Genomic DNA, 24709 nt, shown 5'->3' with positions numbered 1-24709 from the left:
TTAAAATATAAAAAATTACTCAATGATTTTTGAGACAAGAAAGAAGTTTTCCTCCGTAACAGGTGCATTTGCTACGATATCTGCGACTTTATCACCATCTGTGATACTATCTTCACGCATTCGTAGTGTCATTGGCATCACTGAGGTTAATGGTTTAACACGACTGACATCGACTTCATTCAATTGTTCTACAAAACCTAAAATGACATTGAGTTCTTTTGTCATACGCTCTGCTTCATCGTCATGAACAGCAATACGTGCTAAATGTGCTATCCGCTTGACGGTTTCTTGATCAACAGACATACTATGCCTTTCTGCTTTTTATTTTGATATTCATTTATCGGCTATACAAGGCTGCATTTGCAAGCGCAAGAGTATTGATAACGCAAATAAAGAATATAACTATGAACCTGAAACACGAAAAGATCTAAATTATAAACCTCATGACCATTATTAACATAAATGAAGTTATTACACATCTCTTACCTAGGCAAACAATAGCAGGCTTAGATTTAGGCACAAAAACTGTCGGAATTGCGGTTTCTGATATGGGACTAACTTTTTCAAATCCGCGTCCTGTACTTCAACGAAAAAAATTTACGCTAGATGCTCATGCGCTTATACAGATTTTTAATCGTGAAAACGTTGGAGCTGTTATCATTGGCTTACCTCTTAACATGAATGGCAGCAGCGGTCCTCGTGCTCAAGCAACCAAAACTTTTGTGAGCAATATGGAAGCACATACAGAAATCCCATTTGTTTTTTGGGACGAACGTTTATCGACAATTGCCGCAGAACGTTTTCTTCTAGAAATGGATGTATCGCGTGCTAAAAGAGCAACCCGTATTGATTCGGCTGCCGCCGCTTTCATATTACAAGGCGCTCTTAACAGAATACAAAGCCTTCATCATATAGAAGGATAAAGAACATTTAACAAATGTCCAGCATTATATCGTGCAATGAGCATTCCATAAGAGGATCTCCATTGTCCTCCAAGGCGGCTTTCCATATAAGCATTTGCAACATGCTCTATGTCAGTAGAACGTAACGCTGCTGCTGCCGCTGCATAGGCCACTTGTTCAACAAAAAATCTTCCGGCTCCCTCGTTTGTCGATACCATCTCTACAGCAGACTTAATAATCTCAATGGCTCGTGGTCCTGCTGGACCAATATCAAGAGCAATTTTTTCTAACAGTTTTTGGAACAATCCTGGTGCTTTTTCAGCAATGAGAATTGCATCCTTTACCAATTGATTAGAAGAACTATTTCTCACAATTCGTGCAGGGCCATTACACAACATTTGCGATAATGGATTACCCTCTACAAAGCTTTCAATGCCAAGCTGTGCAATAATTTCACCAATAATAGGAATAACTAATTGGCTTACGTGATAAGAAATAATAGGCGTCATGATTCGCGCAAAAGCTGCTTCAGAGCGATCATTTGCAGCGTTATCAAATGCTCGCGCTAAACGTAAAACCAATGCTTGTGCAGCTGCAATATCCAGTGCAATATCTGCAAAAATACGTTCTGTCAGTGGTGGTAAAGCCTGATCTGGCATTTTTTGCCGAAAAAAATCTATACCAAATTGAAGGGCTGCCCGCAGAACACCTGCCGATACAACAGATTGATCAAAACGCATCATTGTTTCGATATCCTTAATGACTTTAATTCCCTCTCCAACATTTCCCAAAAGCCAACCATAACTACCTTGAAAACCGACAACTCCCTCTGGCGTTAAAGATTCTCCAGAACGCTGCACCAAATGACGCACTGATATGATACCATTTAATGCACCATTTTCTTGTATACGGGGAACGAAAAAGCAGCTTAAATGACCATCTAACTCTGCACTCACAAGATATCCATCAACTATAGGGTTAATAACATTGGTTTTTACAACATTTAAACGATACAGATCACGCCCTATTTTTTCATCAAAAGAAATTTTCTTAACACTTGGAAAATTGAAAGAATATTTTTCGCGTTGTTCAACATCATCAAAAGCAAAAGTAAGTGAAGCAGCCTTTTTACTATTAACCGGCTTAGATGATAAATCATATTGACGTGATAAGAGTACATTTTGCCATTTTTTGAAGAGCTCCATATCACTAATTAAGACTGCAATAGCAGCACTTGTTATAATAACCTCATTCAAATGTCCTGTTTCTAAACTAGCAGATAAAGCCAAGCGGATAGCACGCGCTTGATAGCGCACCCCATTTTCTGAAGAAGTATTTTCCCAAAGCGATGTGACAAGACCAGCTTGTCTAGAATACTGTTGAAGAGCTTGATAAGAGGAATGTATCTCTAATTTTTCTGTTGGCAGTCCCCATTCGTCATTATAGCGCAATACTGGCCGATAACGATTCGCCAAAAAGGAATGCTCCCACGCTTCACGACTCGCTACAAAATCTCCTATTTCTTCAAAACTTGTTAATAAAAACTTAGGCAAAGTAGAAGCAATACGAAACATAAGCGTATCACTAAGAAACGCATTTTTTCGGCGAACATTTTGCGTAGACACAGCACTCATAGGCATATTCCTATTATTCAAATCATTCATATCATAGACTATTTGTCGTTTTGCAGTTAAAAAAACATTTATTATATTCAAACAAATGCTTGTTTAATCTGTTTAGAGAGAGATAAAAAAGAATGCTATGACTCAAAACACTTTTTTCCCCCTTTTCCCCCACCAACATCTTTTAGGCATTAAAGGATTAAGTATACAAGACCTTACCACACTACTTGATCGTGCAGATGCGTATGTTACCTTTTCTCAAAAAATTGATAAAACAAAATCTCTGTTATTTGGGCGTACCCAAATTAATCTCTTCTTTGAAGCTTCTACGCGAACACGATCTTCTTTCGAATTAGCCGGAAAACGGTTAGGAGCAGATGTGATGAGTATGGCCATTGGCAATTCATCTGTAAAAAAAGGGGAAACATTGATTGATACTGCCACAACTCTCAATGCGATGAAACCAGATATACTCGTCATTCGCCATAGTAGTGCGGGAGCAGCCGCTTTGTTAGCACAAAAAGTGAATTGTTGTGTTATTAATGCAGGTGATGGTGCCCATGAACATCCAACACAGGCTTTATTAGATGCTTTGACCATAAAAAAAACAAAAGGTCATATTGAAGGATTAACCGTTGCAATTTGTGGAGATATTTTGCACTCACGTGTTGCGCGTTCCAATATCCTCAGTCTCAATGCTTTGGGAGCTCGAGTTCGTGCTGTCGCTCCTTCAACACTCTTGCCTACAGGAATCGCTGATATGAGCGTTGAGGTTTTTAACACAATGAAAGAAGGCCTTAAAGGTGCCGATGTCATTATGATGCTACGCTTACAACATGAACGTATGACAGGTTCCTTTATTCCCTCCATTCGTGAATATTTTCATTATTTTGGCTTACATAAAGAAAATTTAGCCTACGCTAAAAATGATTGCATTATTCTGCATCCTGGTCCAATAAACCGTGGTGTAGAGATCGCATCTGATATAGCCGATGGACCACAAAGTATGATTCATACACAAGTAGAAATGGGAATCGCTGTGCGTATGGCTGTCATGGAAGCTTTATTAGATTCACGCCTCAGAGCAAGTGGAGATAAAATATGACAAGGCCAATTGTCTTTCAAAACGCCCGCATTATTGATCCTTCACGCACAATCGACGAAATTGGCACAGTTATTGTTGAAAATGGACTAATTACAGTTGCTGGAAAAGAAGCCTTGAATCAGGGAATTCCCGATGGGGCAAAGATTATTAACGCACAAAATAAAGCAATTCTACCCGGACTTGTTGATGCTCTCGTTTTTGTTGGAGAACCAGGAAATGAACACCTTGAAACAATTGCATCAGCAAGTCAATCAGCAGCAGCAGGTGGTATTACTTCCTTCCTTATGATGCCGGACACAAATCCAGTCATTGATAATATAGCCCTTGTTGAATTCATTACGCGTACAGCACAAGAAATGTCATCGGTCAATATTTATCCCGTTGCTGCAATCACGCAAGGTTTCAACGGACAAGAAATAACCGAATTTGGCTTACTCAAAGAAGCAGGAGTGGTTGCTTTTAGTGAAGGGAAAAAAACACTTCAAAATTCATCTGTTATGCGTCGTGCAATGACTTACGCACGTGACTTCGATGTTCCATTGATGCATGAAACGCAAGATAAGGACCTTACAGGAAAAGGTGTTATCAATGAAAGTCTACTAGCGAGTTGGCTTGGTCTTTCTGGAATACCTCGCGAAGCAGAAGTCATCCCACTCGAAAGAGATTTGCGCCTAGCGGCATTAACACAAACACGTTATCATGCTGCACAAATATCGACAAAATTATCTGTTGACGCACTTCACTTAGCAAAGCAACGAAGTGAGAAGATTTCAGCCGGCGTATCTATTAATCACTTATCTCTTAATGAAAATGACATCGGTGAATACCGTACCTCTTTCCGTCTTATCCCCCCACTACGTACAGAAGAAGATCGTATGGCAATGATTGAAGCAATAAAAGATGGAACAGTAGACATTATCGTCTCTTCCCATGATCCCCAGAGTATTGACAAAAAACGTTTACCATTTCACGATGCGGCCGCAGGCGCCATTGGTATGGAAACCTTATTGAGTGCCGCTTTACGCCTTTACCATGATGAAAGTATATCCCTTCTACGATTAACGGAACTTTTATCAACCACACCTGCAAAACTCTTTGGACTTAATGCAGGAACACTCAAAAAAGGTGTTCATGCAGATCTTATTTTGGTTGATCTTGAGGAGCCATGGGTCGTTTCTACAGAGAGGCTGTATTCACGCTCAAAAAATACACCTTTTGAGAATGCACGCTTCCAAGGACGTGTTGTTCAAACTTTTGTTAAAGGACAATCAATTTTTAAACTTGATCAATAAACTTAATGAGATTTTTAATGAATGAAGGTGAGACACTTTTACAGTTCACTACATGGTTTATATTTCTAATGTCCTATCTTATGGGATCAATCCCTTTTGGTTTTCTTTTTACGCGATTAGCGAAACTTGGCGATGTCAGAACAATTGGTTCTGGAAATATTGGAGCTACCAATGTTCTACGAACAGGAAATAAAAAAGTTGCGGCTCTCACGCTTCTTTGCGATATGTTAAAGGGAACTGTTATTATTCTTATCATAAAATTTTTAAGTGCCCCAACAGAAAACAGCATCATTGTTTCTCTAGCTGGTTTTTTTGCCTTTTTGGGACATCTTTTTCCTATATGGTTGAAATTTAAAGGTGGCAAAGGCGTTGCTACCTATCTTGGTGTGTGTTTAGGGGTCTACTGGCCAGCAGCAATTGTTTTTATTGTTGTTTGGATGGCGATTTTTCTACTCACACGCTATTCTTCATTATCTGCACTCGTTGCTGTTGTTATAACTGCGATATTTGTTTTTTATTTTTGCAATCCTTATTTCTTTTTTATACTGATTGTGATGAGCATGTTTGTGTATATAAAGCATTACGCAAATATCGGTAGATTATTAGTTGGGAAAGAAAGTAAGATTGGGACTCAAAACGGGGATAAATAAAGGAATCCTGCTCACTGATCGTCAACGTTTAAATTGGTTACGGTTGTTGCGTAGTGAAAATATTGGAGCAGTGAGTTTTCGCAATCTTATTGATCATTATAAAACGGCAGAAAATGCTTTGGCAGCGCTTCCCGAGCTTAGTAGAAAAGGTGGTCTTTCTACATCTATTCGAATCACAACGATAGAAGATGCAGAGAAAGAAATGCGAGAAGCCGAAAGATTAGGTATTCGCTTTGTTGGTATAGGAGAACCAGATTATCCAGCTTTTCTTAAGGTAACAGAAGCATCTCCACCGCTTATTGCCATAAAAGGCAATATTTTGGTTTTTCAGAAACCTTCTGTTGGAATTGTTGGATCTCGAAATGCCTCAGCAGCCGGCAAAAAGCTCACCGCTCAATTTGCAAATTTTCTTGGGGAATCTGGCTTTACAACAATTTCTGGATTAGCGCGTGGCATTGATAGTATTGCACATCAAGCAAGTCTATTAACAGGCACAGTTGCAGTAATGGCTGGTGGAATTGATCACATCTATCCTCCTGAAAACAAAAAACTGCATGAAGATATTATCAGTAACGGTGGAGCAATTATCAGTGAAATGCCCATTGCTTGGAAACCGCGTGCTATCGACTTTCCGAGAAGAAACCGTATTATTGCAGGGCTATCACTTGGACTCTTGGTCGTAGAAGCCGCTCTACGGTCAGGCTCCTTAATTACCGCACGCCAAGCTGCTGAAATGGGACGTTTGACTTTCGCCATTCCCGGTTCTCCACTTGATCCAAGGTCTGTTGGTACAAACAATCTCATCAAGGAAGGTGCCCTGCTCACCACCCATCCTTCTGACATCATAGAAACGCTTACACCATTAGCTCCAACGCCCAAAAATTCCCAACTCAATTTTTTTGAAGAACCAGCCTCTTTACAATTTGAAAAGGAAGACCGTTTTAGCTCACCTGATGAAAAAAACAATAGCCTCTCTTCGGTTGGAAATGACGCAGAACGCGCAGCTGTACTCTCCGCTCTTTCAACAACTCCAATAGACTTAGACACACTCAGCGCCCATTCAGGTGTTTCACTTCCAAACCTCTACCTCTTGTTAGTGGAGCTCGAGCTTGCTGGAAAACTTACTCGACACTCTGGTGGTTATGTGTCATTGTCGCATTTGGATCTTCTCCAAGAGCCTCAGCACTATTAATAATACTTTGCCCTTCTTTGGCAACCATATCCAAAAGCAATGCTAAAAGTGGACTACGCGCCTGACGCGCCATCTGATTCATTTGTTTTGACATATCTGTAATATATTGGATAACTTTTAAATTATTTATAAACATAATCCTCTATCCTTGAGCATTTCCCCTCCTACCTCTCAATAGACGTTATCTTAGTATTTCGCCGTATGTTTTTGTATTAACAGTGGAAAATAAATCGTGTAATTCTATATAGGGTATCTTTTAATAATAACAATCACAAGTTGTACAATATTAATGTTTTTTATATGACTAATATTTTTTTATGTGCTCTTAACCAATTGCCATTAGCTATTCACGTGAAAGGAGTTTATAAGGAAAATTTTTATTTCAACATTCGGGTAAAATTATGAATATCGTTATCGTTGAATCTCCAGCAAAAGCAAAAACAATTAATAAATATCTTGGATCTCAATATAAAGTAGTGGCATCATTCGGACATGTTCGTGATTTGTCTGCAAAAGATGGTTCTGTTCTACCTGATCAAGATTTTTCTATGAAATGGGATATAGATTCTGCTGCTGCTAAGCGTTTGAATGAAATAGCAAAAGCAGTCAAAGAAGCCGATAGCCTCATCTTAGCAACGGACCCTGATCGTGAAGGGGAAGCTATTTCTTGGCACATTCTGGATATTCTTCGTCAAAAAAAAGTTTTAAAAGATAAACCTGTAAAACGCGTTGTGTTCAATGCCATCACCAAAAAATCTGTGCTTGATGCTATGAACAATCCACGTGATATTGATACATCACTTGTAGATGCCTACCTTGCACGTCGTGCTCTTGATTATCTTGTAGGTTTTACGCTCTCACCTGTTTTATGGCGTAAACTTCCCGGTGCACGTTCGGCTGGTCGTGTTCAATCGGTTGCTTTACGTATTATTTGTGATCGTGAATCAGAAATAGAGCATTTTGTCAAAGAAGATTATTGGTCCATTACAACAGACTTAAAAACCATCCGAAATGATAGTTTTCAAGCAAGATTAACAATGTTTAATCAAAAAAAGATTGGTAAACTCGACATTCAATCTCAAGAACAAGCAGATCAAATTCGCCTTATGTTGGAAGAAGCAAAATATCATACACTTAGTGTTGAAGCAAAACCCACAAAGAGAAATCCTTCTCCTCCGTTTACAACATCCACTTTACAGCAAGCAGCTTCTTCAAAACTAGGATTCTCAGCCTCTCGCACCATGCAAATTGCTCAAAAACTCTATGAAGGTATTGAAATTAATGGTGAAATGGCTGGACTTATTACCTATATGCGTACCGATGGTGTGCAAATAGCACCGGAAGCGATTGATTCAGCACGAAAAGTCATTCATGAATCCTTTGGTAGTGACTATGTTCCTGAAAAACCGCGTTTTTATTCAACAAAAGCAAAGAATGCACAGGAAGCACATGAAGCTATACGCCCAACAGATTTTCAACGCATTCCCAATCAAGTACGCAATTTTCTCGACAGTGATCAGGCAAAGCTTTATGAGTTGATATGGAAGCGTGCCATTGCCAGCCAAATGCGTTCTGCTGAAATTGAACGCACAACTGTTGAAATTAAAGCACAGCAAGGACAAAACTGCGCAAATCTACGTGCAACAGGTTCTATTATTCGTTTTGATGGTTTTATTTCTGTCTACACTGATCAACGAGAGGAAGAAAATAGTGAAGAAAATGAAGCAACACGTTTGCCACAAATAAACACTAGTGAAACACTTACAAAAGAAAAAGTTGAATCTGTACAACATACCACAGAACCACCTCCCCGTTATTCTGAAGCTTCCTTAATTAAAAAACTGGAAGAGCTAGGAATTGGACGTCCTTCAACCTATGCATCTACACTTTCCACACTTTGTGATCGTGGATATATTGTAATTGATAAACGAAAGCTTATTCCTGATGCTAAAGGACGTATTGTTACAGCCTTTCTTGAAAATTTTTTTAATCGCTATGTAGAATATGGTTTCACAGCTGATCTTGAGGAAAAACTGGATCTTATATCGGATGGAAAACTTTCTTGGAAAGATGTAATGCGCGATTTTTGGGATGGATTTAACACGTCTATTACCAGTATCAAAGAACTACGTATCACTAATGTCCTTGACGTTTTAAACGTGACATTAGCTCCTCTCGCTTTTCCTGTACGTGAAGACGGAAGTGATATACGTTCTTGTCCTCTCTGTAAAAACGGCCAATTGTCCTTAAAACTTGGGCGTTATGGTGCATTTGTTGGCTGTTCTAACTATCCAGAATGCAAATACACACACCAACTTGGAACAGATACAGGAGAAGAGAATGAAGCCATGCGTAATGATGAACCTGTTATACTTGGTGTAGAGCCTAAAACAGGAAAAGAAATCTCTCTTCGCAATGGTCGTTTTGGCCCCTATATTCAACTTGGTGAAAGCAAAGAAGTGAAGCGTGCAGGGCTACCAAAAGAATGGCAAACAGAAAATATAACTCTTGATAAAGCCTTGGCCCTACTATCACTACCGCGTGAAATTGGAACACATCCAGAAACAGGTAAAATAATTACAGCCACAATTGGACGCTATGGCCCTTACCTTAGTCATGATAGCAAATCAGCTCCCCTTCTTCATGCAGATGAAGTTTTTGATATTGGCATCAATCGCGCTGTTACAGTACTTGCCGAAAAACAAGAAAATAAAAAAACGCGAAATAGAACAGCATCCGCAACCCTTGCAACATTAGGAGATCACCCAGATGGAGGGACTGTAACTATACGCGATGGGCGTTATGGCCCGTATGTTAATTGGGGTAAAATTAATGCAACATTGCCAAAAGATAAAGAACCAATTAGTGTAACACTTTCAGAAGCATTAGAACTTATATCGGCTAAAGCATCTAGTAAAAAAATAACCGGTAAAGCTTCCAGTAAAAAAGTAACCACCAAAAGAGCTTATTCCAAAAGAAAAGAGACATAAATTTTGGCTAAAGGCGAAAAAAAAACAAAATATTTCCAATCAGTGAATATGGAACAACTGCCTAACAAAGCGGAAATACTTTCCTTTATTCATGAGAATCCTGACCAATCAAGTAAACGTGAAATCGCTAAAGCATTTAACTTAAAAGGCGATTCTCGTATCTGGTTAAGAGATATATTGCGTGAGCTAAAGGATCAAAACCTCATATCAAAACAGTGTAAAAAGGCAATCAAAAAAGCAAAATTATCACCGGTTGCTTTAGTCAAAATTAGTGGGCGCGATGAAGATGGAAATTTTATTGCACAACCTCTTGAATGGAAAGAGGATCCAAAACCAAATATTGAAATACGCCCTTTTCATCGCATAAAAGGGGCGAGCGTTGGTGTTGGAGATCATATTCTTGTAAAAATTTTTCGAAATAAAACGCCTCAAAACATTCCTTATACAGGACGAATTATTCGTAAAATTGATATATCTCCAAGGAGCACATTTGGAGTGGTACGAAAATTAAACACTGACCAATGGCGGCTGGAGCCTATAGATCGCAAAACAAATGAACTGATTCTTGATACCTCTGACGTATCTTCAAAAATGAAGATAGAATCTGGAAATCTTGTTGAAGTTGAAATTAAAAAAAATACTGGTTATGGACTAAAAAGCGCACAAATAAAGAATGTTTTAGGGCATATTGGAAGTGAAAAAACACTGTCAATGATTGCTCTTCTTTCAAAAGGGATTCCTTATACTTTTTCTGAAGATGTTTTGGAGCAAGTAAAAAACATAAAACCTGCTAGCATAGAAAATCGCGAAGATTGGCGGCAATTACCTCTAGTTACAATTGATCCACCAGATGCCAAAGATCATGATGATGCCGTTTATGCAGCAAAAGATAAAGATCCTGCAAACAGCGGTGGTTGGATTATTATCGTCGCAATTGCAGATGTTTCTTACTATATCAAAACGGGAAGTGCTTTAGATAAAGAAGCATTAAAACGGGGAAACTCTGTTTATTTTCCTGATCACGTTGTGCCAATGTTGCCAGAACGCATTTCTAATAATTTATGTTCTCTACGTGAAGGAAAAGAAAGACCTGCTTTGGCTGTTCGCATGATTTTTGATGCAAATGGCAAGAAACTAAAACATAGTTTTCATCGTATTATGATACGTGTAGTAGCTAAACTCTCTTATCAAGAAGTACAACAAGCCATTGAAGGAAAAATAAATGAAAAAAGTGCTCCTCTTATCAAGAGTGTCTTGCAGCCCTTATGGCAAGCTTATGGGTGTCTCAAAATTGCACGCAATCGTCGACAGCCGCTGGAATTAGAAATAGCAGAAAAAAAGATTATTCTTGATCAAAATGGGTGCATCAAAGATGTGGTAAGTGAACCACATCTAGAAGCACATCGTTTGATTGAAGAATTCATGATACAAGCAAATATTGCAGCTTCTGAAACATTAAAAGAACATCATCAACCCTTTATCTATCGTATCCATGACAAGCCTTCTCCTGCAAAACAAGAAGTCCTGCGAACTTTTCTTCAAAGTCTTGGGATAGCACTCTCTCGAAGTTCAGAGCTTACATCAGCACGCTTTAATGGCATTTTAGCAAAAGTCATGAATAGTCAGCAACAAGAATTGATCAATCAGGTTATTTTACGCGCACAATCTCAAGCAGAATATAATCCTAAAAATATCGGCCATTTTGGTTTGAACTTACGTAACTATACACATTTTACATCACCGATCCGTCGTTATGCGGATCTTATTATTCATCGCGCACTCATTAAAGCCCTAAAACTAGGGCATGACCAACTAACCGAGACACAAGAACAAAATCTTGCAGAAATAGCTACACAAATTTCTTTATATGAGCGCCGTGCAATGACAGCTGAAAGAGAAACCATTGATCGACTTGTCGCTCACTATTTAACGAATAAAATCGGACGTACTTTTACAGGGCGTATTTCCGGAGTAACAAAAGCAGGTCTTTTTATCTCTCTTGATAAACTCAACACAGATGGTTTTGTGCATATTTCTACACTTAAAAATGATTATTATTATTTTGATGAAGTTCAACATATTCTTGTAGGGAAACGCAGTCATAAAGGCTATCAACTGAGTGATATAGTAGAGGTAAAGCTTATAACAGTACAGCCTTTTGCTGGTGCTGTATGCTTTGAGCTGTTAACAGAACCTCGCCCAATACCCTTTCCATCTACATCCTACCATAAAAGTAAATTTATAACAAAAAAACGTAAACATGCTTTTTATGGAAAAAATATTAACTAAAAATACACAATAAGCGATAATTTAAAAGCAAGATATGACCTAAAATACACTTTATCTGTATTTTTCTATGTATAAAACTACCCTTCTTTATTACGTATGTTGTTATTATTATCAATAACAACCCTATAAAAATCTGGAAGAATTCTTTACATTACATGAATGAGAAAATCTGCAAAGGATAGATTTGTATTTCTTTCATTTTAAATCCACTTTTCCAAATGAACGAACGAAGGTACAACTCAGTCATCCTTGTGATAAAAAAGTTTTGAACCCTCAAAATAATGTTTTGTGATGCAATCATTGTAACCATCACAATTATTTATACCGTTGGAATAACATTAGGCATGGGTACAAAAAATTTATACCTTTTATCACGAACTACGTCCTTATTGTACTTGCTGCTATACCAATCTCGCGACTCGGAAATTAAGTCCAGAATTTGAAGATAACCAACATACATTATTTGTTCCCTATCTTTTCCATGTTCCAACAAGATCAAGGACCGACAGTACTCGTTTAACGGTGCTATCCAAATAGGAGCATTAACCCTTATAATACCCTTTAGTCTATCTATTATCATATATAATGAAAATGAGATTGCACACTTTATGGCAATTCTCGCATTTGGTCATATTTTTTTAATTCCTAGCAACGCTATAAGCAATTATGCAAAAGATCGACGTTATTTTCTTATAGGCTGTGCTATCTTAGGCTTTGTTAAAACTTTTATGATACCATAGATAACAAAACATCAATGGCTTTTGATATGGTTTGACTTCTTTCTCTTCAGAGGCGTATCTGCCAGTCTTTATATAATCAGTCTTTTACATCTAAGTGTGCGCCTCAAAGGGTATAAATTGGGCCCTGTTCATTCTTTTTTTATTTTTTGTTATGGAATGGAGATGCTCATTGGCTAATCATCATGAACAATCCATAGATATTTTAAAACCATTTGATTTTTCAGTAAAAATAGCTTGTTTTTTAGCTTATATATTATTTAGATGTTTGTACAACTCATGAGAAAATTAATCAGCTCTTGACTTTTCTTAGAACATCCGTAGTGTTGCCGTAAAATCTGGTTACATCGGAAATAGATTTTTATAGTAAGATGATATCGTTTTCAGTATAAATAGGATTCATAAATTATGGCCAAAGCAGCAACCATTAAGATCAAGCTTTTGTCAACAGCGGATACTGGTTTTTTCTATGTGACAAAGAAAAATAGCCGTACAATGACAGAAAAAATGAGCAAACGTAAATATGACCCTGTTGTAAAAAAACACGTTGAATTTAAAGAAACAAAAATTAAATGATGGGCTACAGCGTTTAACTGTTAGATTATGCAACCAAAGGTAAATGCGGTTTTATTACTCTTCAAAATTATTTTTTGTGGAGAGTTTTTTGTTATTTAAGTTAAAAAAATGGTGGATCTCTAATTCCTATGCCTTGTACGAAATTAAATGGGTTGATTTATTTTTTGGTTGCCTATTTGCGTCATAGTCATAAGTCTTGTCGTAATATTGTATTTGATCTATTTTGATAGGTAACTAAAATGCAAAACACATGAACTATAACAAAATTTTCTCATGAGAATGAGAGGATGTTTTTATCAAAGGAATAGAATTTTTTTACAACAATTAGTAAGTGATTTTCACTAAATAAAACATATATATAGTAGTAGTTTTTTATTTCATGAAAAAGAAGTTTTCCCATTTTAATCTAAGAAACCTTAACCTAAAGATTATAGGTTTTAGCATTCTTATTGCTGCTATCATCATTATGATAATTTACTTTAAATATGTACTCCCTCAAAAAGCAAGCTTTTCTTCTAAAACATCACTCGAAGGTCATGCATTTGTTATTGATGGCGATTCAATCATGATTTCTTCTGTCGTAATCCGGCTTGAAGGAATTGATGCTCCCGAACTCCAACAATTTTGTGGGAACAACGACGCACAATATCCCTGTGGACTTGAAGCAAAAAAATATTTAGAAAAACTCATAGCAAACCATCCTGTCATATGTCATTGGCACAAAAAAGATAAATATCACCGTGTTCTTGCAACATGTAAAACAAAACAAGTCAGCAATATCAACGCAACGCTTGTACGTAATGGTTGGGCAGTAAGTTACAATGCTTATCCTAAAGAAGAACAAGAAGCGAAAGAGAGAAAAAAAGGAATATGGCAATCAAATTTTCAACGACCGAGAGAATGGCGAAGAGCACATCCTCGAATAGAATAAGAAAAAATTTCTTTGATCTCCTATTTTCCAATGAATCAAGCTCACTCTAGCCAAATTATCGAACTTGAAAAGAGAATTTATTCTTGTCGCATTTGTACCCAACAACCATATTATCTTCCTCCTCTTCCTCACGAACCAAAACCTGTTGCTTATTTATCTGATACAGCTTTGATTGCAATCGCAGGGCAAGCACCAGGTCTACGTGTACATGAAAGTTCTATTCCTTTTAATGATCGCTCTGGCGAAAGATTGCGTAATTGGCTTAACGTAACAAAAGAGGAATTTTATAACAGATCTCTCTTTGCTATTATTCCTATGGGATTTTGTTTTCCAGGCTATGATCAAAATAAATCTGATTTACCACCAAGGCGTGAATGTCATGAAATATGGCATGATAAGGTCTTTCAGGCTATGCCACAAATAAAACTTGTCCTTGCTATTGGACATTATGCACAAAAGTGGCATATTACAGAGTTAAAATATAAAACTGTTTCAGAAACCGTCAGTGATTGGAGAAATATTCTTTCCATACGTCAACCTCGAGGCTATAATGTCATGCCTTTACCTCATCCATCATGGCGGAACACTTCTTGGTTACAGAAAAACTCTTGGTTTAACGATGAGCTTATCGTGTACCTGCGCAGTTTAGTGCGCAAATTTTTATAAACTGAATATTGAGAAAAAATATGGATCGTCTTGATCGAAAAATTCTACACCTTTTGCAAGAAAATGCGACCCTCTCTGTCGCTGATATCGCTAAAAAAGTTGGTCTTTCAACCACTCCTTGCTGGCGCAGAATTCAAAAACTTGAAGAAGATGGTGTTATTCAACGTCGTGTTGCTGTTCTTTCTCCAGAAAAAGTAAATGCACACGTTACTGTTTTTGTGTCTATTCGTACAAACACACACAGCCATGAATGGTTTAAGCGTTTTTCTAAAATTGTACAGGAATTTCGTGAAGTGATTGAATTTTATCGAATGAGTGGAGATATTGACTATTTATTACGTGTTGTTGTTCCCAATATTGAAGCTTATGATCTTTTTTATAAGAAATTAATTGCTAAGATTGATATCCGCGACGTCTCATCCTCTTTTGCAATGGAACAGATTAAATACACAACGGAACTTCCGCTCGATTATATAAAATTACACGAAAAAACCAACGAATAAAACTCTTAAAGGCTTACTTCAATCTTTAAAGACCTTATCACCCTTTAGGCAATCGAGCATTCTTTTTCCACAACTGCCATTTGTGTATGTGCCAAAACAGCAGCCTTGACAATACCAGCCGCCAAAGCCGCACCTGTCCCTTCGCCAAGACGCATCCCTAGATCTAAAAGCGGTTCTTTGCCAATTTTTTTTAAAAGTTTACGATGTACTGACTCAGAGGAAACATGTCCAACAAGAGCATGATCAAGAGTTCTTGGATTTATTTTATACAGTACTGCTGCTGCTGCTGTTGCTACAAAACCATCTAAAATAACTGGTACTTTTTCCATCCTTGCCGCTAAAATGGCACCAACCATAGCAGCAATTTCACGCCCTCCTAGACGGCGCATTATTTCAAAAGGATCTTTAAAATGCTTCTTATGTAAAGAAATAGCTGTCTTGACCGCTGCTATTTTACGTTGATGAAACTCCCCTTCAGATCCCATATCACCACTTCCTGTCCATTCCTCAACTTCTCCACCAAACAATGCTAAACACAAAGCTGAAGCTATCGTTGTGTTTCCAATACCCAATTCACCTATACACAAGAGATCCGTTCCACCAGCAATGGATTCCATTCCAAACGCCATAGTAGCAGCTGCACTACGCTCGTCCATTGCTGCATCTTTGGTAATATTCATTGTTGGATATTCCAGTGCTAAATCAAATATCTTCAGTCCAAGATCATAAGCTATGCATATTTGATTAATAGCAGCACCACCAACTGCAAAATTTTGTACCATCTTTTGTGTCATAGATTGTGGTAACGGTGTAACATTTTCTTCTGTAATCCCATGATTCCCAGAAAAAATCGCAACCAAGGGGCGCATTACAAGCGGTTTTTCTGTTCCTCTCCATCCTGCATACCAAACCGCAATATCTCCTAATTTTCCTAGCGCTCCTCGAGCGTTCGTTAATTTTTCTTGCCTTTTTTTTGCCAAAGTTATAGAAAATGCATCAGCAATAGGTAAATTTGTGAGTAAAGCACGAAAATCATCAAATGGACTAACGGTCATGAAGTTACCTTTTCAAATCTACAATCTTGAATGAGAATCTTTTCATATATACAGGATATGAATAATTTGTTGGTTTTTAAGCAGCATTTTAAAGTTAAATGTTATGAGAGAATTATCTTTGTATTCTATTTTCTAACAAAATAACTGTTTTAATAATTTACATATTACAAATATTATCAATATCTTATACTATATTTTTATATTACATTCTTAATTTTTCTATATTGAAGAATATTGATCCACATACTGTTTAACATGTGCTACCAACATTTCCTCCATAACAAAGATAATGACTTTCTGAAATTTACGAAACTTGTTTGTTCACAATCCACGTAAAAAAGTAAAGCTTTAAGGAATCTAAGCTCTAACATGGATTAATCTGTAAACTGTTGTTACATGAGAGCAGAAAAAGCTTCTTTCAAAACGTGCACGCCCGCATTAGCTTTTATTGCATCATTTGATAATATTTGCCGCCATCGACGTGCCCCGTCTCGACCATGAAATAAACCAATCATATGACGCGTTACATGAGAAAGCCGCCCTCCTAATGCAATATGCCGAGCAGCATAATCACACATGACCTCAATAAGCTCACTATCACTCAGTTCACTCTGCGGTTCACCATATATTTCAAAATCAATATGCTTTAACAAAGTTGGATCATGATACACTTGTCGACCAACCATAGTAGCATCACACAAAATTAAATGCTCTTTTATTTCATTAATAAATTTAATTCCACCATTTATCCCAATGAATTTATGAGAATATTTACGTTTTAATTTATAAACTCTTTCATAATTAAGTGGAGGAATATTACGATTTTCTTTCGGACTTAATCCTTTTAACCATGCTTTGCGTGCATGAACCCAGAATGCATCACAACCAGCATTCCAAACTTGATCAGCAAAAAGATCTAAAGTTAATTCTTCATCCTGCTCATCCACACCAACACGACATTTGACAGTGACAGGTATAGTAACGACTTCTTTCATCGCTTCCACAGCATTTGCTACAATGTCAGGATGTAACATCAAACAAGCACCAAATACACCCGCTTGAACACGATTTGATGGACAACCAACATTGAGATTTATTTCGTCATAACCAAATCCTTCAGCAATTCGTGCCGCCTCTGCCAGTTTTTGGGGATCTGCTCCCCCTAATTGCAACGCAATTGGATGTTCTGTATAGTTCAAAGCCAACAATTGTTTACGAACACCATGGATTACAGCATCGGCTACAATCATTTCTGTATAAAGGAGTGCCTTTTTTGTTAAAAGACGATAAAAAAACCTGCAATGCTTGTCTGTCCAGCCCAACATTGGTGCTACTGCAAATTTTACTGATGATGGAGAACCATAAAGTATCATAAAAAGTTTACTCTCTCATCTCTATTAAATGCGCCCTATTCGTCTATACAAAGCCACCACTTTTTCTACTCCATAGAAAACTTTATTCTCTTTACCACCACTTAAAGGTGTAGAAATACACTCTCTATCCTATTGTCTTCTTTAATTGACCAAAATTTTGCTAAAATCAAAAGAAAAAAGCAATATACCGTTTCTAACCGAACGACTTCCGGATATATAGAAATGTTTTTATTTGAATGCCTTTTCTCTCATATGAGTCTTTAAAGATTATATCTGCGTTATCCAATATCTAAAATATTGCTGTGTCTGATAAACAATAAAAAAGCATTATATATAATTCTCATCATTATGGCTTATCTCCCTTCAGTATTTTCAACTTATTGTGCGAATAGATGCCATAATAAGATGGCTATCGCAAAGCCAAATTATAACAAATCTTGTTTGCTCTCTTTTTGACTTTGCATATAAGCAGAAAGAACGCCAATCTCTTTATCATTAAATAGAAGTCCAAGTTTTGAACGGCGCCATAATACATCTTCACATGTTTTAGCCCATTCTTTTTCCATTAACCATTTGACCTCTACTTCATAGAGTCCATGTCCAAAATCTTTTCCTTTATTCGCCTTACCATTTGCAAATATCACCAGCGCCTCCGAACCATAAGACCGTGCAAGTCTGCGGTATGTAAAAACATCTAAATCTGGAATCAAAAGAGCGATTTTATTTTCAATCGTATCTAGCCCATTATACGGAAAATCACCTCCAGGAAGCGTTGAATTTGCTGTCCATGGCGCTCCCTTTGTTCCAAGCGCTTCTTCAACAAATTTCATTGCATCTTCAGCCAACTTGCGATACGTTGTAATTTTACCACCATAAAGATTAAGAATCCGTGGTAGACCTTCTGACCCCATTTCTTTCAGAATGTAGTCACGTGTGATTTCTTGTGCTTTTGAAGCTCCATCATCATAGAGCGGACGAACACCAGAGTAAGTCCAGACAATATTCTCACGCAATACAGGTTGTATGAAATATTCACTCGCTGCTGTACAGATATAATCAATCTCTGTATCCGTAATATGAACATCAGCAGGATCACCCTGATAATCACAATCGGTCGTTCCAAGCAATGTAAATTCTTCTTGATACGGAATAGAAAATATAATACGCCCATCACCGTTTTGAAAAATATAAGCACGATCATGGGTATAAAGCTTGGGAACCAGAATATGAGATCCCCTGACAAGTCGCACAGGCGGATTCTCTTTATCTTGACAGTTTAATACGTCTGCCAAAATATGATTAATCCAAGGACCCGTCATATTCGCAACATAAGAAGCACTAACACTATATTCTTTACCGCTTAATCTATTTCGAAGAATTATAAGCCATTTTTTTTCTTCTTTCTTTAAGGAGAGCACTTCTGTCCGCACTTTTATATCGGCGCCCTGCTTTTCTGCGTCACGCGCATTAGCAATGACTAGACGCGCATCATCTACTCTTGCATCAGAATATTCAAAACCTATACGATACTCTTCCTTAAGTGTAGAGCAAAAATTTTTTGAAAAATTAACTGTTTTACTGCGCCACAGTTTTTGATTCCAATTCCCTAGATAATCATAAATGAAAAGTCCAAAACGTAACATCCAAGCAGGACGCAAATTTTTATGATAAGGGAGAAGAAAACGCAAAGGACGCACAATGTGGGGAGCCATACGCCAAATGATTTCGCGTTCTTTTAACGCTTCTCGAACCAATCTGAATTCATAGTGTTCAAGATAACGAAGACCGCCATGAATAAGCTTTGTTGATGCACTTGATGTCCCTGAAGCCAAATCATTCATCTCCGCCAGTCCTACTTTAAACCCGCGTCCAGCTGCATCTCTCGCCAATCCACTCCCGTTTATTCCTCCACCAATAATAAACAGATCATAATGCGTTGTGGTTTTCATAATTTTACTTTTCATCATTCAATTTAATTTGTTCCACCGTGCTCAATAAAACAACAGTAAAAAGTCAAGACAAATGCCGTTAATTGGATTACTAACGAGTTTTATCCACAACAAATATGCACAATATAAAATCTTCTAAGAGAAAAAATTGATGTTTTCTCAATAAATTACTAAATTTACACTATAGTAAAATGCTTTATTGCGCGTAAGCAATAGATCTCATATAGTCTGCTCAACATGACAGTGAAAAATAGAAGTAAGAAGCCGTATAAATGACCCATAAGCCTCAATCCTCAAAGATAACGTTCATTGCAAAATTGTCAGCAACAATTATATTGAGTATTTTAATCTGCTCATCTTCATCGAACGCAACATCAAGCGAGAAAACAGTAAGTTATGTAAACGCAGAGAGCCTGAAAACACAGCTTTTGGAAGATCCTAATTTTTTATCCAAGCTCAAAGAAAAGATCACACCGCGTATTGATGATCACGATATTCGAAAAATTATAAGAGATTATTTGCTTACTCATCCAGAGATCATGATAGAAATGCAGCTTAGCCTCGAAGAAAAATTGGAAAAGAAAAGCGAGCAAAAAGCCAAAAAACAAGCTTCAATCATCAACTTATTGAAAAAAGAAATTTTTCAATCTCCTCATGATGCTTTTTTAGGAAACCCAAATGGGAAAAAGGTACTTGTTGACTTTTTTGATTACAATTGTGGCTATTGTAAGATCTCCTATTCGTACATAGAAAACTTAATAAAAGAACACCCAGACCTCCGAGTGATTATCAAAGATTTACCAATTTTGGGCACTGATTCTATGGCTGCGCATACTGTTGCCTATGTTTTCCGTAAACAATTCCCAGAGAAATATCCTCAATTTCATAAAGCACTTTTAACGAGTAAAAGTCGCGTAAATGAAGCTAAAGCTATAAAAATAGCAGTTTCATTAGGAGCAGATGAGAAAAAACTGCGCAATGCAATAAGAGATCCTAATCTCCAAAATTCTTTTAAAGAAAATATTCAAATTGCATCTACACTTAATATTACGGGAACACCTTCTTATATTATTGCTGATAAAGTATTTATCGGAGCCGTGGACCAAAATATTTTGAAAGAAGCCATAGAAAATATACAATGAATATCTTTTCCTTACCTTTTCAATTTTATGAAGAATCCCGTAAATGAAATAATTTTATGCTTTCTCTTTTTTGATAACAGCCTTATAAGTGCAATCTCGCATACCAGATACTAGTTTAAAATTGCAAAATATAATTCTAAAAAAGTAAAGAACTTTTAACAGAAACCTTAAAAAAGATCATCCGTAGTCCAGAGATATTCAGTCATAAGAATTAAGTAATGACGATCTTCATTGATCAAGGAGTTAGTGATAAAATGACAACAAAAAAAATGGATAAGGTAAAACATACCACAATTGACACGAAAATTATCCGTGACCTTGCTGAAATTTTAAATGATACCAATTTAACAAACATTGAACTCGAACAAGGTGAACTTCGTATTTGTGTATCACGTCAAAATACCTCAGCCATTCCTGAACAAACAATTTATGCTCCTGTTTCCTCCTCTACTGTTGCCGTAACTCCTCCTTCTGCCTCAATAACTGAAGCTGCTATACAAGAAGACAAATCAAAAAACGCAATAACATCTCCAATGGTTGGAACAGTTTATCTTGCACCTTCACCAGGCGCACAACCTTTTGTAGAAATAGGGCAAAATGTTTCTGAAGGACAAGCATTACTTATCATTGAAGCAATGAAAACGATGAATCAAATTCCATCACCACGCTCAGGTACAGTGACCTCTATTTTTGTTAAAGATGGTCAACCTGTTGAGTTTGGTGAACCACTTATTGTTATTGAATAAAGCGAGGGGCTACTATGATTCAAAAAATCCTCATTGCTAATCGGGGAGAAATTGCTCTTCGCGTTCTGCGAGCCTGCAAAGAACTTGGAATAAAAACTGTAGCCGTTCACTCCACTGCTGATGCCGATGCAATGCACGTTCGTCTTGCTGACGAAAGTGTCTGTATTGGTCCTCCTCCAGCGCGCGATTCTTATTTAAGCATTCATCAAATTATTGCGGCTTGTGAGATCACAGGGGCTGATGCTGTTCATCCGGGCTATGGCTTCCTTTCTGAGAATGCAAAATTTGCAGATGTTCTCGAAGCACATGATATTACATTCATCGGCCCAACAGCTGCGCACATTCGAACTATGGGCGATAAAATTGAAGCAAAAAAAACCGCTAAAAAACTTGGAATTCCTGTAGTCCCTGGTTCAGATGGAGCTGTCACTGAAGAAGCTGAAGCTTTACGCACAGCTCGCGAAATTGGTTATCCAGTTATTATTAAGGCTTCTGCAGGTGGTGGTGGACGCGGTATGAAAGTCGTCCATTCTGAACAAGAGTTTGCTATAGCTCTCAAAACGACTCGTTCAGAGGCAGCAGCCGCTTTTGGCGATGATGCAGTTTATATCGAAAAATATCTAGAAAAGCCGCGTCATATTGAAATTCAAGTGATAGGTGATGGAGTGGGGAATGCTATCCATTTAGGAGAACGTGATTGTTCACTTCAACGACGTCATCAAAAAATATGGGAAGAAGCCACATCACCAGCTCTTAATGAAACTGAACGGAAAAAGATTGGTGATATTGTTGCAAATGCTTGTGCACAACTTGAATATCGTGGTGCTGGTACCGTTGAGTTTCTTTATGAAAATGGTGAATTCTACTTCATTGAGATGAATACGCGTTTACAAGTCGAACATCCTGTAACAGAAGCGATTACAGGTATAGACTTAGTTCATGAGCAAATTCATATTGCATCAGGCGAAAAACTTTCCGTTACTCAAGACGATGTCTGCTTCTCTGGCCATGCTATTGAATGTCGTATCAATGCCGAAGATCCTATTAACTTTACGCCGTCACCAGGAACTATTACACACTTTCATACGCCTGGAGGTTTAGGAATTCGTGTTGATTCAGGTGCTTATTCAGGTTACCGTATCCCCCCTTATTATGATAGCATGATTGGAAAGTTGATTGTTCATGGGCGTACTCGTTTAGAATGCATGATGCGCTTACGACGTGCTTTAGATGAATTTGTGGTCGATGGAATAAAAACCACATTGCCCCTCTTTCGCGATCTCATTAACAATCAAGATATTGCAGAGGGTAATTATAATATTCACTGGCTAGAAAAATATCTTTCTAATCAATCTACTTCTTCAGATTCGTAGTCCAATAACAAAATGGTGAACTTGCATCAACGCTTATTCAGGATGATGCATTAATTTTATAATTAATCGTTTATCAACTTAAATAAAAGTATCAGATACAGGGAAATTCGCTCATTGCAAAGCTTTTTATGGTAAATCAATAAAGATCATTCGCTTGCAACCACAAAAGGAATCAACGTATGAATAAAAATTGTTTAAGAAAGGAGCAAAAATTCTTCTAAGGAAGCGTCTTAATGCAAAAGGAGCCAGAAACATTGGAAACTAGCAAGTAACATGATAGCGTCAGCTTATTACTTCGTAAATCTCAAGATGATAAAAAAACAAAAAATCTAATTATTTTATAACTTATGATACAAGCTTGTTAAAATATGCACCAAAACTGATAATTTTCTATTTTCCTTTTTATGAGTTTGTGCTACTCACTATATGATTATGCCCTTATAGCTCAGTTGGTAGAGCACCTGATTTGTAATCAGGGGGTCGGGAGTTCGAGTCTCTCTGGGGGCACCATTTTTTATCTTTAACGTATTAAAATATATAGATTTTTTCTTTAAAGAGCTGTTTTTCAGATTAGCCGCTATGGCTTACAAAACTTTACCTAAATTGTTCTTATTTTCTCTCTATTTTCCTTTACTGGAAATGCCAAGATCTCTTTTTTTATTACGTAAATGGATAGAGACGCTGGAAGAAGAGCGCGGGCCCATGGTATTTTAAGCAGATTTTTTAAGATCTACTTCATGTCTCGTTCATTTCTGTTAAAAATGCTGTAACAGCTTTATTGATCTGTTCAATTTGTTGATCATCACGGTGAACGCATTTAACTTTCATGCGCAAGTGCATTGATTGACTGGTAAACGCGAGTCATAGCTTACAAAATCATACCACTGGCAATTCTATACAAACCATTTGGAATTGTATTTGCGCGATATATTCAGACTTATATATTGTCATTCATAAAAAATATAGATGATTGATTAATTGTGGACATTCGATATTAACTAAACCGTCATCACCAATGAATCTATCAGGGACTAACCATTTTCATTGTGGGATGTTGGAGAAAACCACTTCTGATTATAGAGGTGTCATAAATGAACTCTTATTCTTTCAACGCACCTTCTTTATGTTCAATGCCCAAACGCATATCTTCGGTTTCATAAAGGAGGATGATTTCGCCTGTTAAATATTCTATAATGAGTTTGATTTTGTAGTCTTTATATTTGCTTGTAAGAAATTCTTTAGCTATCCTACTGATAACGCTGTAAACATTAAATCATCTCGATTTTCTCCGGCTGTCACTACTTCTGGTACATCTGGACAGGTCACTATAAAACCATCACCCAGATCAGATTCCAGTTTTTCTGGATAAGTGTATTCCATGTTTTAGCTTCGTTGTTTCGAGACATTACATCCCTTTTTATCACACACAACCTATTATTTTTATTAATATTTTTTAAAGTGATGTGGCGTAAATAAAAGCATGAGATTTTCATATTTGTCTCTACTGCCTATAACTAATGGACGAGGATTTCTTTTCGAAATCCTTTCGCACCATCCTGTAAATTATATTTCATGATTTTACTGCAAAAACTAAGATAAAATAATATACTCTCTCG

Annotated in this window: 20 protein-coding genes, 1 tRNA gene and 1 pseudogene; 15 read left to right on the top strand and 7 right to left on the bottom strand. The window is 37.1% G+C overall.

Features of this window, described 5'->3' with window-relative positions; all coding sequences use genetic code 11:
- Nucleotides 1-15: 15 nt before the first annotated feature.
- Complete coding sequence (gene gatC / locus LBE40_RS03415) at nucleotides 16-303, bottom strand: Asp-tRNA(Asn)/Glu-tRNA(Gln) amidotransferase subunit GatC (RefSeq protein WP_004859916.1); 288 nt, start codon at nucleotides 301-303, stop codon at nucleotides 16-18.
- 140 nt (nucleotides 304-443) lie between these two features.
- On the opposite strand from gatC, the gene ruvX reads away from it, so the two are divergent.
- Nucleotides 444-923 (top strand): Holliday junction resolvase RuvX, encoded by a 480-nt coding sequence (gene ruvX / locus LBE40_RS03410; RefSeq protein WP_004859915.1) that lies wholly within the window; start codon nucleotides 444-446, stop codon nucleotides 921-923.
- Here the strand turns inward: ruvX and LBE40_RS03405 are convergent.
- Nucleotides 908-2536, bottom strand: coding sequence for an acyl-CoA dehydrogenase family protein (locus LBE40_RS03405; RefSeq protein WP_004859912.1), 1629 nt, complete (start codon nucleotides 2534-2536; stop codon nucleotides 908-910). The two genes, ruvX and LBE40_RS03405, sit on opposite strands and share 16 nt — an antisense overlap.
- Before the next feature lie 127 nt (nucleotides 2537-2663).
- Here LBE40_RS03405 and LBE40_RS03400 point away from each other — a divergent pair, with 127 nt between their 5' ends.
- Genes LBE40_RS03400 through dprA form a run of 4 tightly spaced genes read left to right on the top strand, consistent with a single transcriptional unit; the run spans nucleotide 2664 to nucleotide 6763 of the window.
- Nucleotides 2664-3629, top strand: coding sequence for an aspartate carbamoyltransferase catalytic subunit (locus LBE40_RS03400; protein ID WP_004859911.1), 966 nt, complete (start codon nucleotides 2664-2666; stop codon nucleotides 3627-3629).
- Complete coding sequence (locus tag LBE40_RS03395) at nucleotides 3626-4921, top strand: dihydroorotase (RefSeq protein ID WP_004859907.1); 1296 nt, start codon at nucleotides 3626-3628, stop codon at nucleotides 4919-4921. The genes LBE40_RS03400 and LBE40_RS03395 overlap by 4 nt, the downstream gene beginning before the upstream one ends.
- Before the next feature lie 17 nt (nucleotides 4922-4938).
- Nucleotides 4939-5571 carry a glycerol-3-phosphate 1-O-acyltransferase PlsY gene (gene plsY / locus LBE40_RS03390; RefSeq protein WP_004859905.1) on the top strand — a complete coding sequence of 211 codons (633 nt, stop codon included), beginning with the start codon at nucleotides 4939-4941 and terminating at the stop codon, nucleotides 5569-5571.
- The gene (gene dprA / locus LBE40_RS03385; protein WP_004859904.1) at nucleotides 5546-6763 is read left to right on the top strand and encodes a DNA-processing protein DprA; all 1218 of its coding nucleotides are present in this window, start codon (nucleotides 5546-5548) and stop codon (nucleotides 6761-6763) included. Before plsY ends, dprA begins: the two co-directional genes overlap by 26 nt.
- On the opposite strand, the gene LBE40_RS03380 is transcribed toward dprA, so the two are convergent.
- Nucleotides 6693-6899: a hypothetical protein gene (locus LBE40_RS03380; protein ID WP_004859901.1), complete on the bottom strand. Its 207-nt coding sequence runs from the start codon at nucleotides 6897-6899 to the stop codon at nucleotides 6693-6695. The genes dprA and LBE40_RS03380 overlap by 71 nt on opposite strands.
- Nucleotides 6900-7164: 265 nt before the next feature.
- Here LBE40_RS03380 and topA point away from each other — a divergent pair, with 265 nt between their 5' ends.
- From topA to LBE40_RS03350, 6 genes are all read left to right on the top strand, one after another.
- A complete protein-coding gene (gene topA, locus LBE40_RS03375) occupies nucleotides 7165-9753 on the top strand; it encodes a type I DNA topoisomerase (protein WP_004859900.1) in 2589 nt (862 codons plus the stop codon).
- A gap of 3 nt (nucleotides 9754-9756) precedes the next feature.
- Nucleotides 9757-12042, top strand: a complete 2286-nt coding sequence (rnr, locus tag LBE40_RS03370; RefSeq protein WP_004859897.1) for a ribonuclease R — start codon at nucleotides 9757-9759, stop codon at nucleotides 12040-12042.
- A gap of 1145 nt (nucleotides 12043-13187) precedes the next feature.
- Nucleotides 13188-13355, top strand: coding sequence for a 50S ribosomal protein L33 (rpmG, locus tag LBE40_RS03365; protein WP_004859894.1), 168 nt, complete (start codon nucleotides 13188-13190; stop codon nucleotides 13353-13355).
- 379 nt (nucleotides 13356-13734) lie between these two features.
- Nucleotides 13735-14286 carry a thermonuclease family protein gene (locus LBE40_RS03360; protein WP_004859891.1) on the top strand — a complete coding sequence of 184 codons (552 nt, stop codon included), beginning with the start codon at nucleotides 13735-13737 and terminating at the stop codon, nucleotides 14284-14286.
- A 30-nt stretch (nucleotides 14287-14316) separates the two neighbouring features.
- The gene (locus LBE40_RS03355; RefSeq protein ID WP_004859889.1) at nucleotides 14317-14952 is read left to right on the top strand and encodes a uracil-DNA glycosylase family protein; all 636 of its coding nucleotides are present in this window, start codon (nucleotides 14317-14319) and stop codon (nucleotides 14950-14952) included.
- Between the two features lie 20 nt (nucleotides 14953-14972).
- A complete protein-coding gene (locus LBE40_RS03350) occupies nucleotides 14973-15455 on the top strand; it encodes an Lrp/AsnC family transcriptional regulator (RefSeq protein WP_004859887.1) in 483 nt (160 codons plus the stop codon).
- A 44-nt stretch (nucleotides 15456-15499) separates the two neighbouring features.
- On the opposite strand, the gene cobT is transcribed toward LBE40_RS03350, so the two are convergent.
- From cobT to glpD, 3 genes are all read right to left on the bottom strand, one after another.
- On the bottom strand, nucleotides 15500-16510 hold the full coding sequence (gene cobT / locus LBE40_RS03345; RefSeq protein WP_004859884.1) for a nicotinate-nucleotide--dimethylbenzimidazole phosphoribosyltransferase: 1011 nt from the start codon (nucleotides 16508-16510) through the stop codon (nucleotides 15500-15502).
- Between the two features lie 392 nt (nucleotides 16511-16902).
- Nucleotides 16903-17883 (bottom strand): tRNA dihydrouridine(20/20a) synthase DusA, encoded by a 981-nt coding sequence (dusA, locus tag LBE40_RS03340; RefSeq protein ID WP_004859882.1) that lies wholly within the window; start codon nucleotides 17881-17883, stop codon nucleotides 16903-16905.
- Between the two features lie 425 nt (nucleotides 17884-18308).
- Nucleotides 18309-19850, bottom strand: coding sequence for a glycerol-3-phosphate dehydrogenase (glpD, locus tag LBE40_RS03335; RefSeq protein ID WP_004859880.1), 1542 nt, complete (start codon nucleotides 19848-19850; stop codon nucleotides 18309-18311).
- Nucleotides 19851-20104: 254 nt separating this feature from the next.
- Here glpD and LBE40_RS03330 point away from each other — a divergent pair, with 254 nt between their 5' ends.
- From LBE40_RS03330 to LBE40_RS03315, 4 genes are all read left to right on the top strand, one after another.
- On the top strand, nucleotides 20105-20974 hold the full coding sequence (locus LBE40_RS03330; RefSeq protein ID WP_004859878.1) for a DsbA family protein: 870 nt from the start codon (nucleotides 20105-20107) through the stop codon (nucleotides 20972-20974).
- Between the two features lie 254 nt (nucleotides 20975-21228).
- Nucleotides 21229-21720: an acetyl-CoA carboxylase biotin carboxyl carrier protein gene (gene accB, locus LBE40_RS03325; protein ID WP_004859876.1), complete on the top strand. Its 492-nt coding sequence runs from the start codon at nucleotides 21229-21231 to the stop codon at nucleotides 21718-21720.
- Nucleotides 21721-21734: 14 nt separating this feature from the next.
- On the top strand, nucleotides 21735-23093 hold the full coding sequence (gene accC / locus LBE40_RS03320) for an acetyl-CoA carboxylase biotin carboxylase subunit (protein WP_004859874.1): 1359 nt from the start codon (nucleotides 21735-21737) through the stop codon (nucleotides 23091-23093).
- Nucleotides 23094-23527: 434 nt separating this feature from the next.
- Nucleotides 23528-23603 (top strand) — tRNA-Thr (locus tag LBE40_RS03315).
- A gap of 225 nt (nucleotides 23604-23828) precedes the next feature.
- Here LBE40_RS03315 and LBE40_RS03310 read toward each other — a convergent pair.
- A pseudogene (locus tag LBE40_RS03310) lies at nucleotides 23829-24363 on the bottom strand (YqaJ viral recombinase family protein); the annotation flags it as partial.
- Between the last annotated feature and the right edge of the window lie 346 nt (nucleotides 24364-24709).

The sequence above is a fragment of the Bartonella taylorii genome (assembly GCF_023920105.1).
Lineage (GTDB): Bacteria > Pseudomonadota > Alphaproteobacteria > Rhizobiales > Rhizobiaceae > Bartonella > Bartonella taylorii.
The sequence above is the reverse complement of the archived record's forward strand: the minus strand, read 5'-3'. Positions and strand labels throughout refer to the sequence as shown.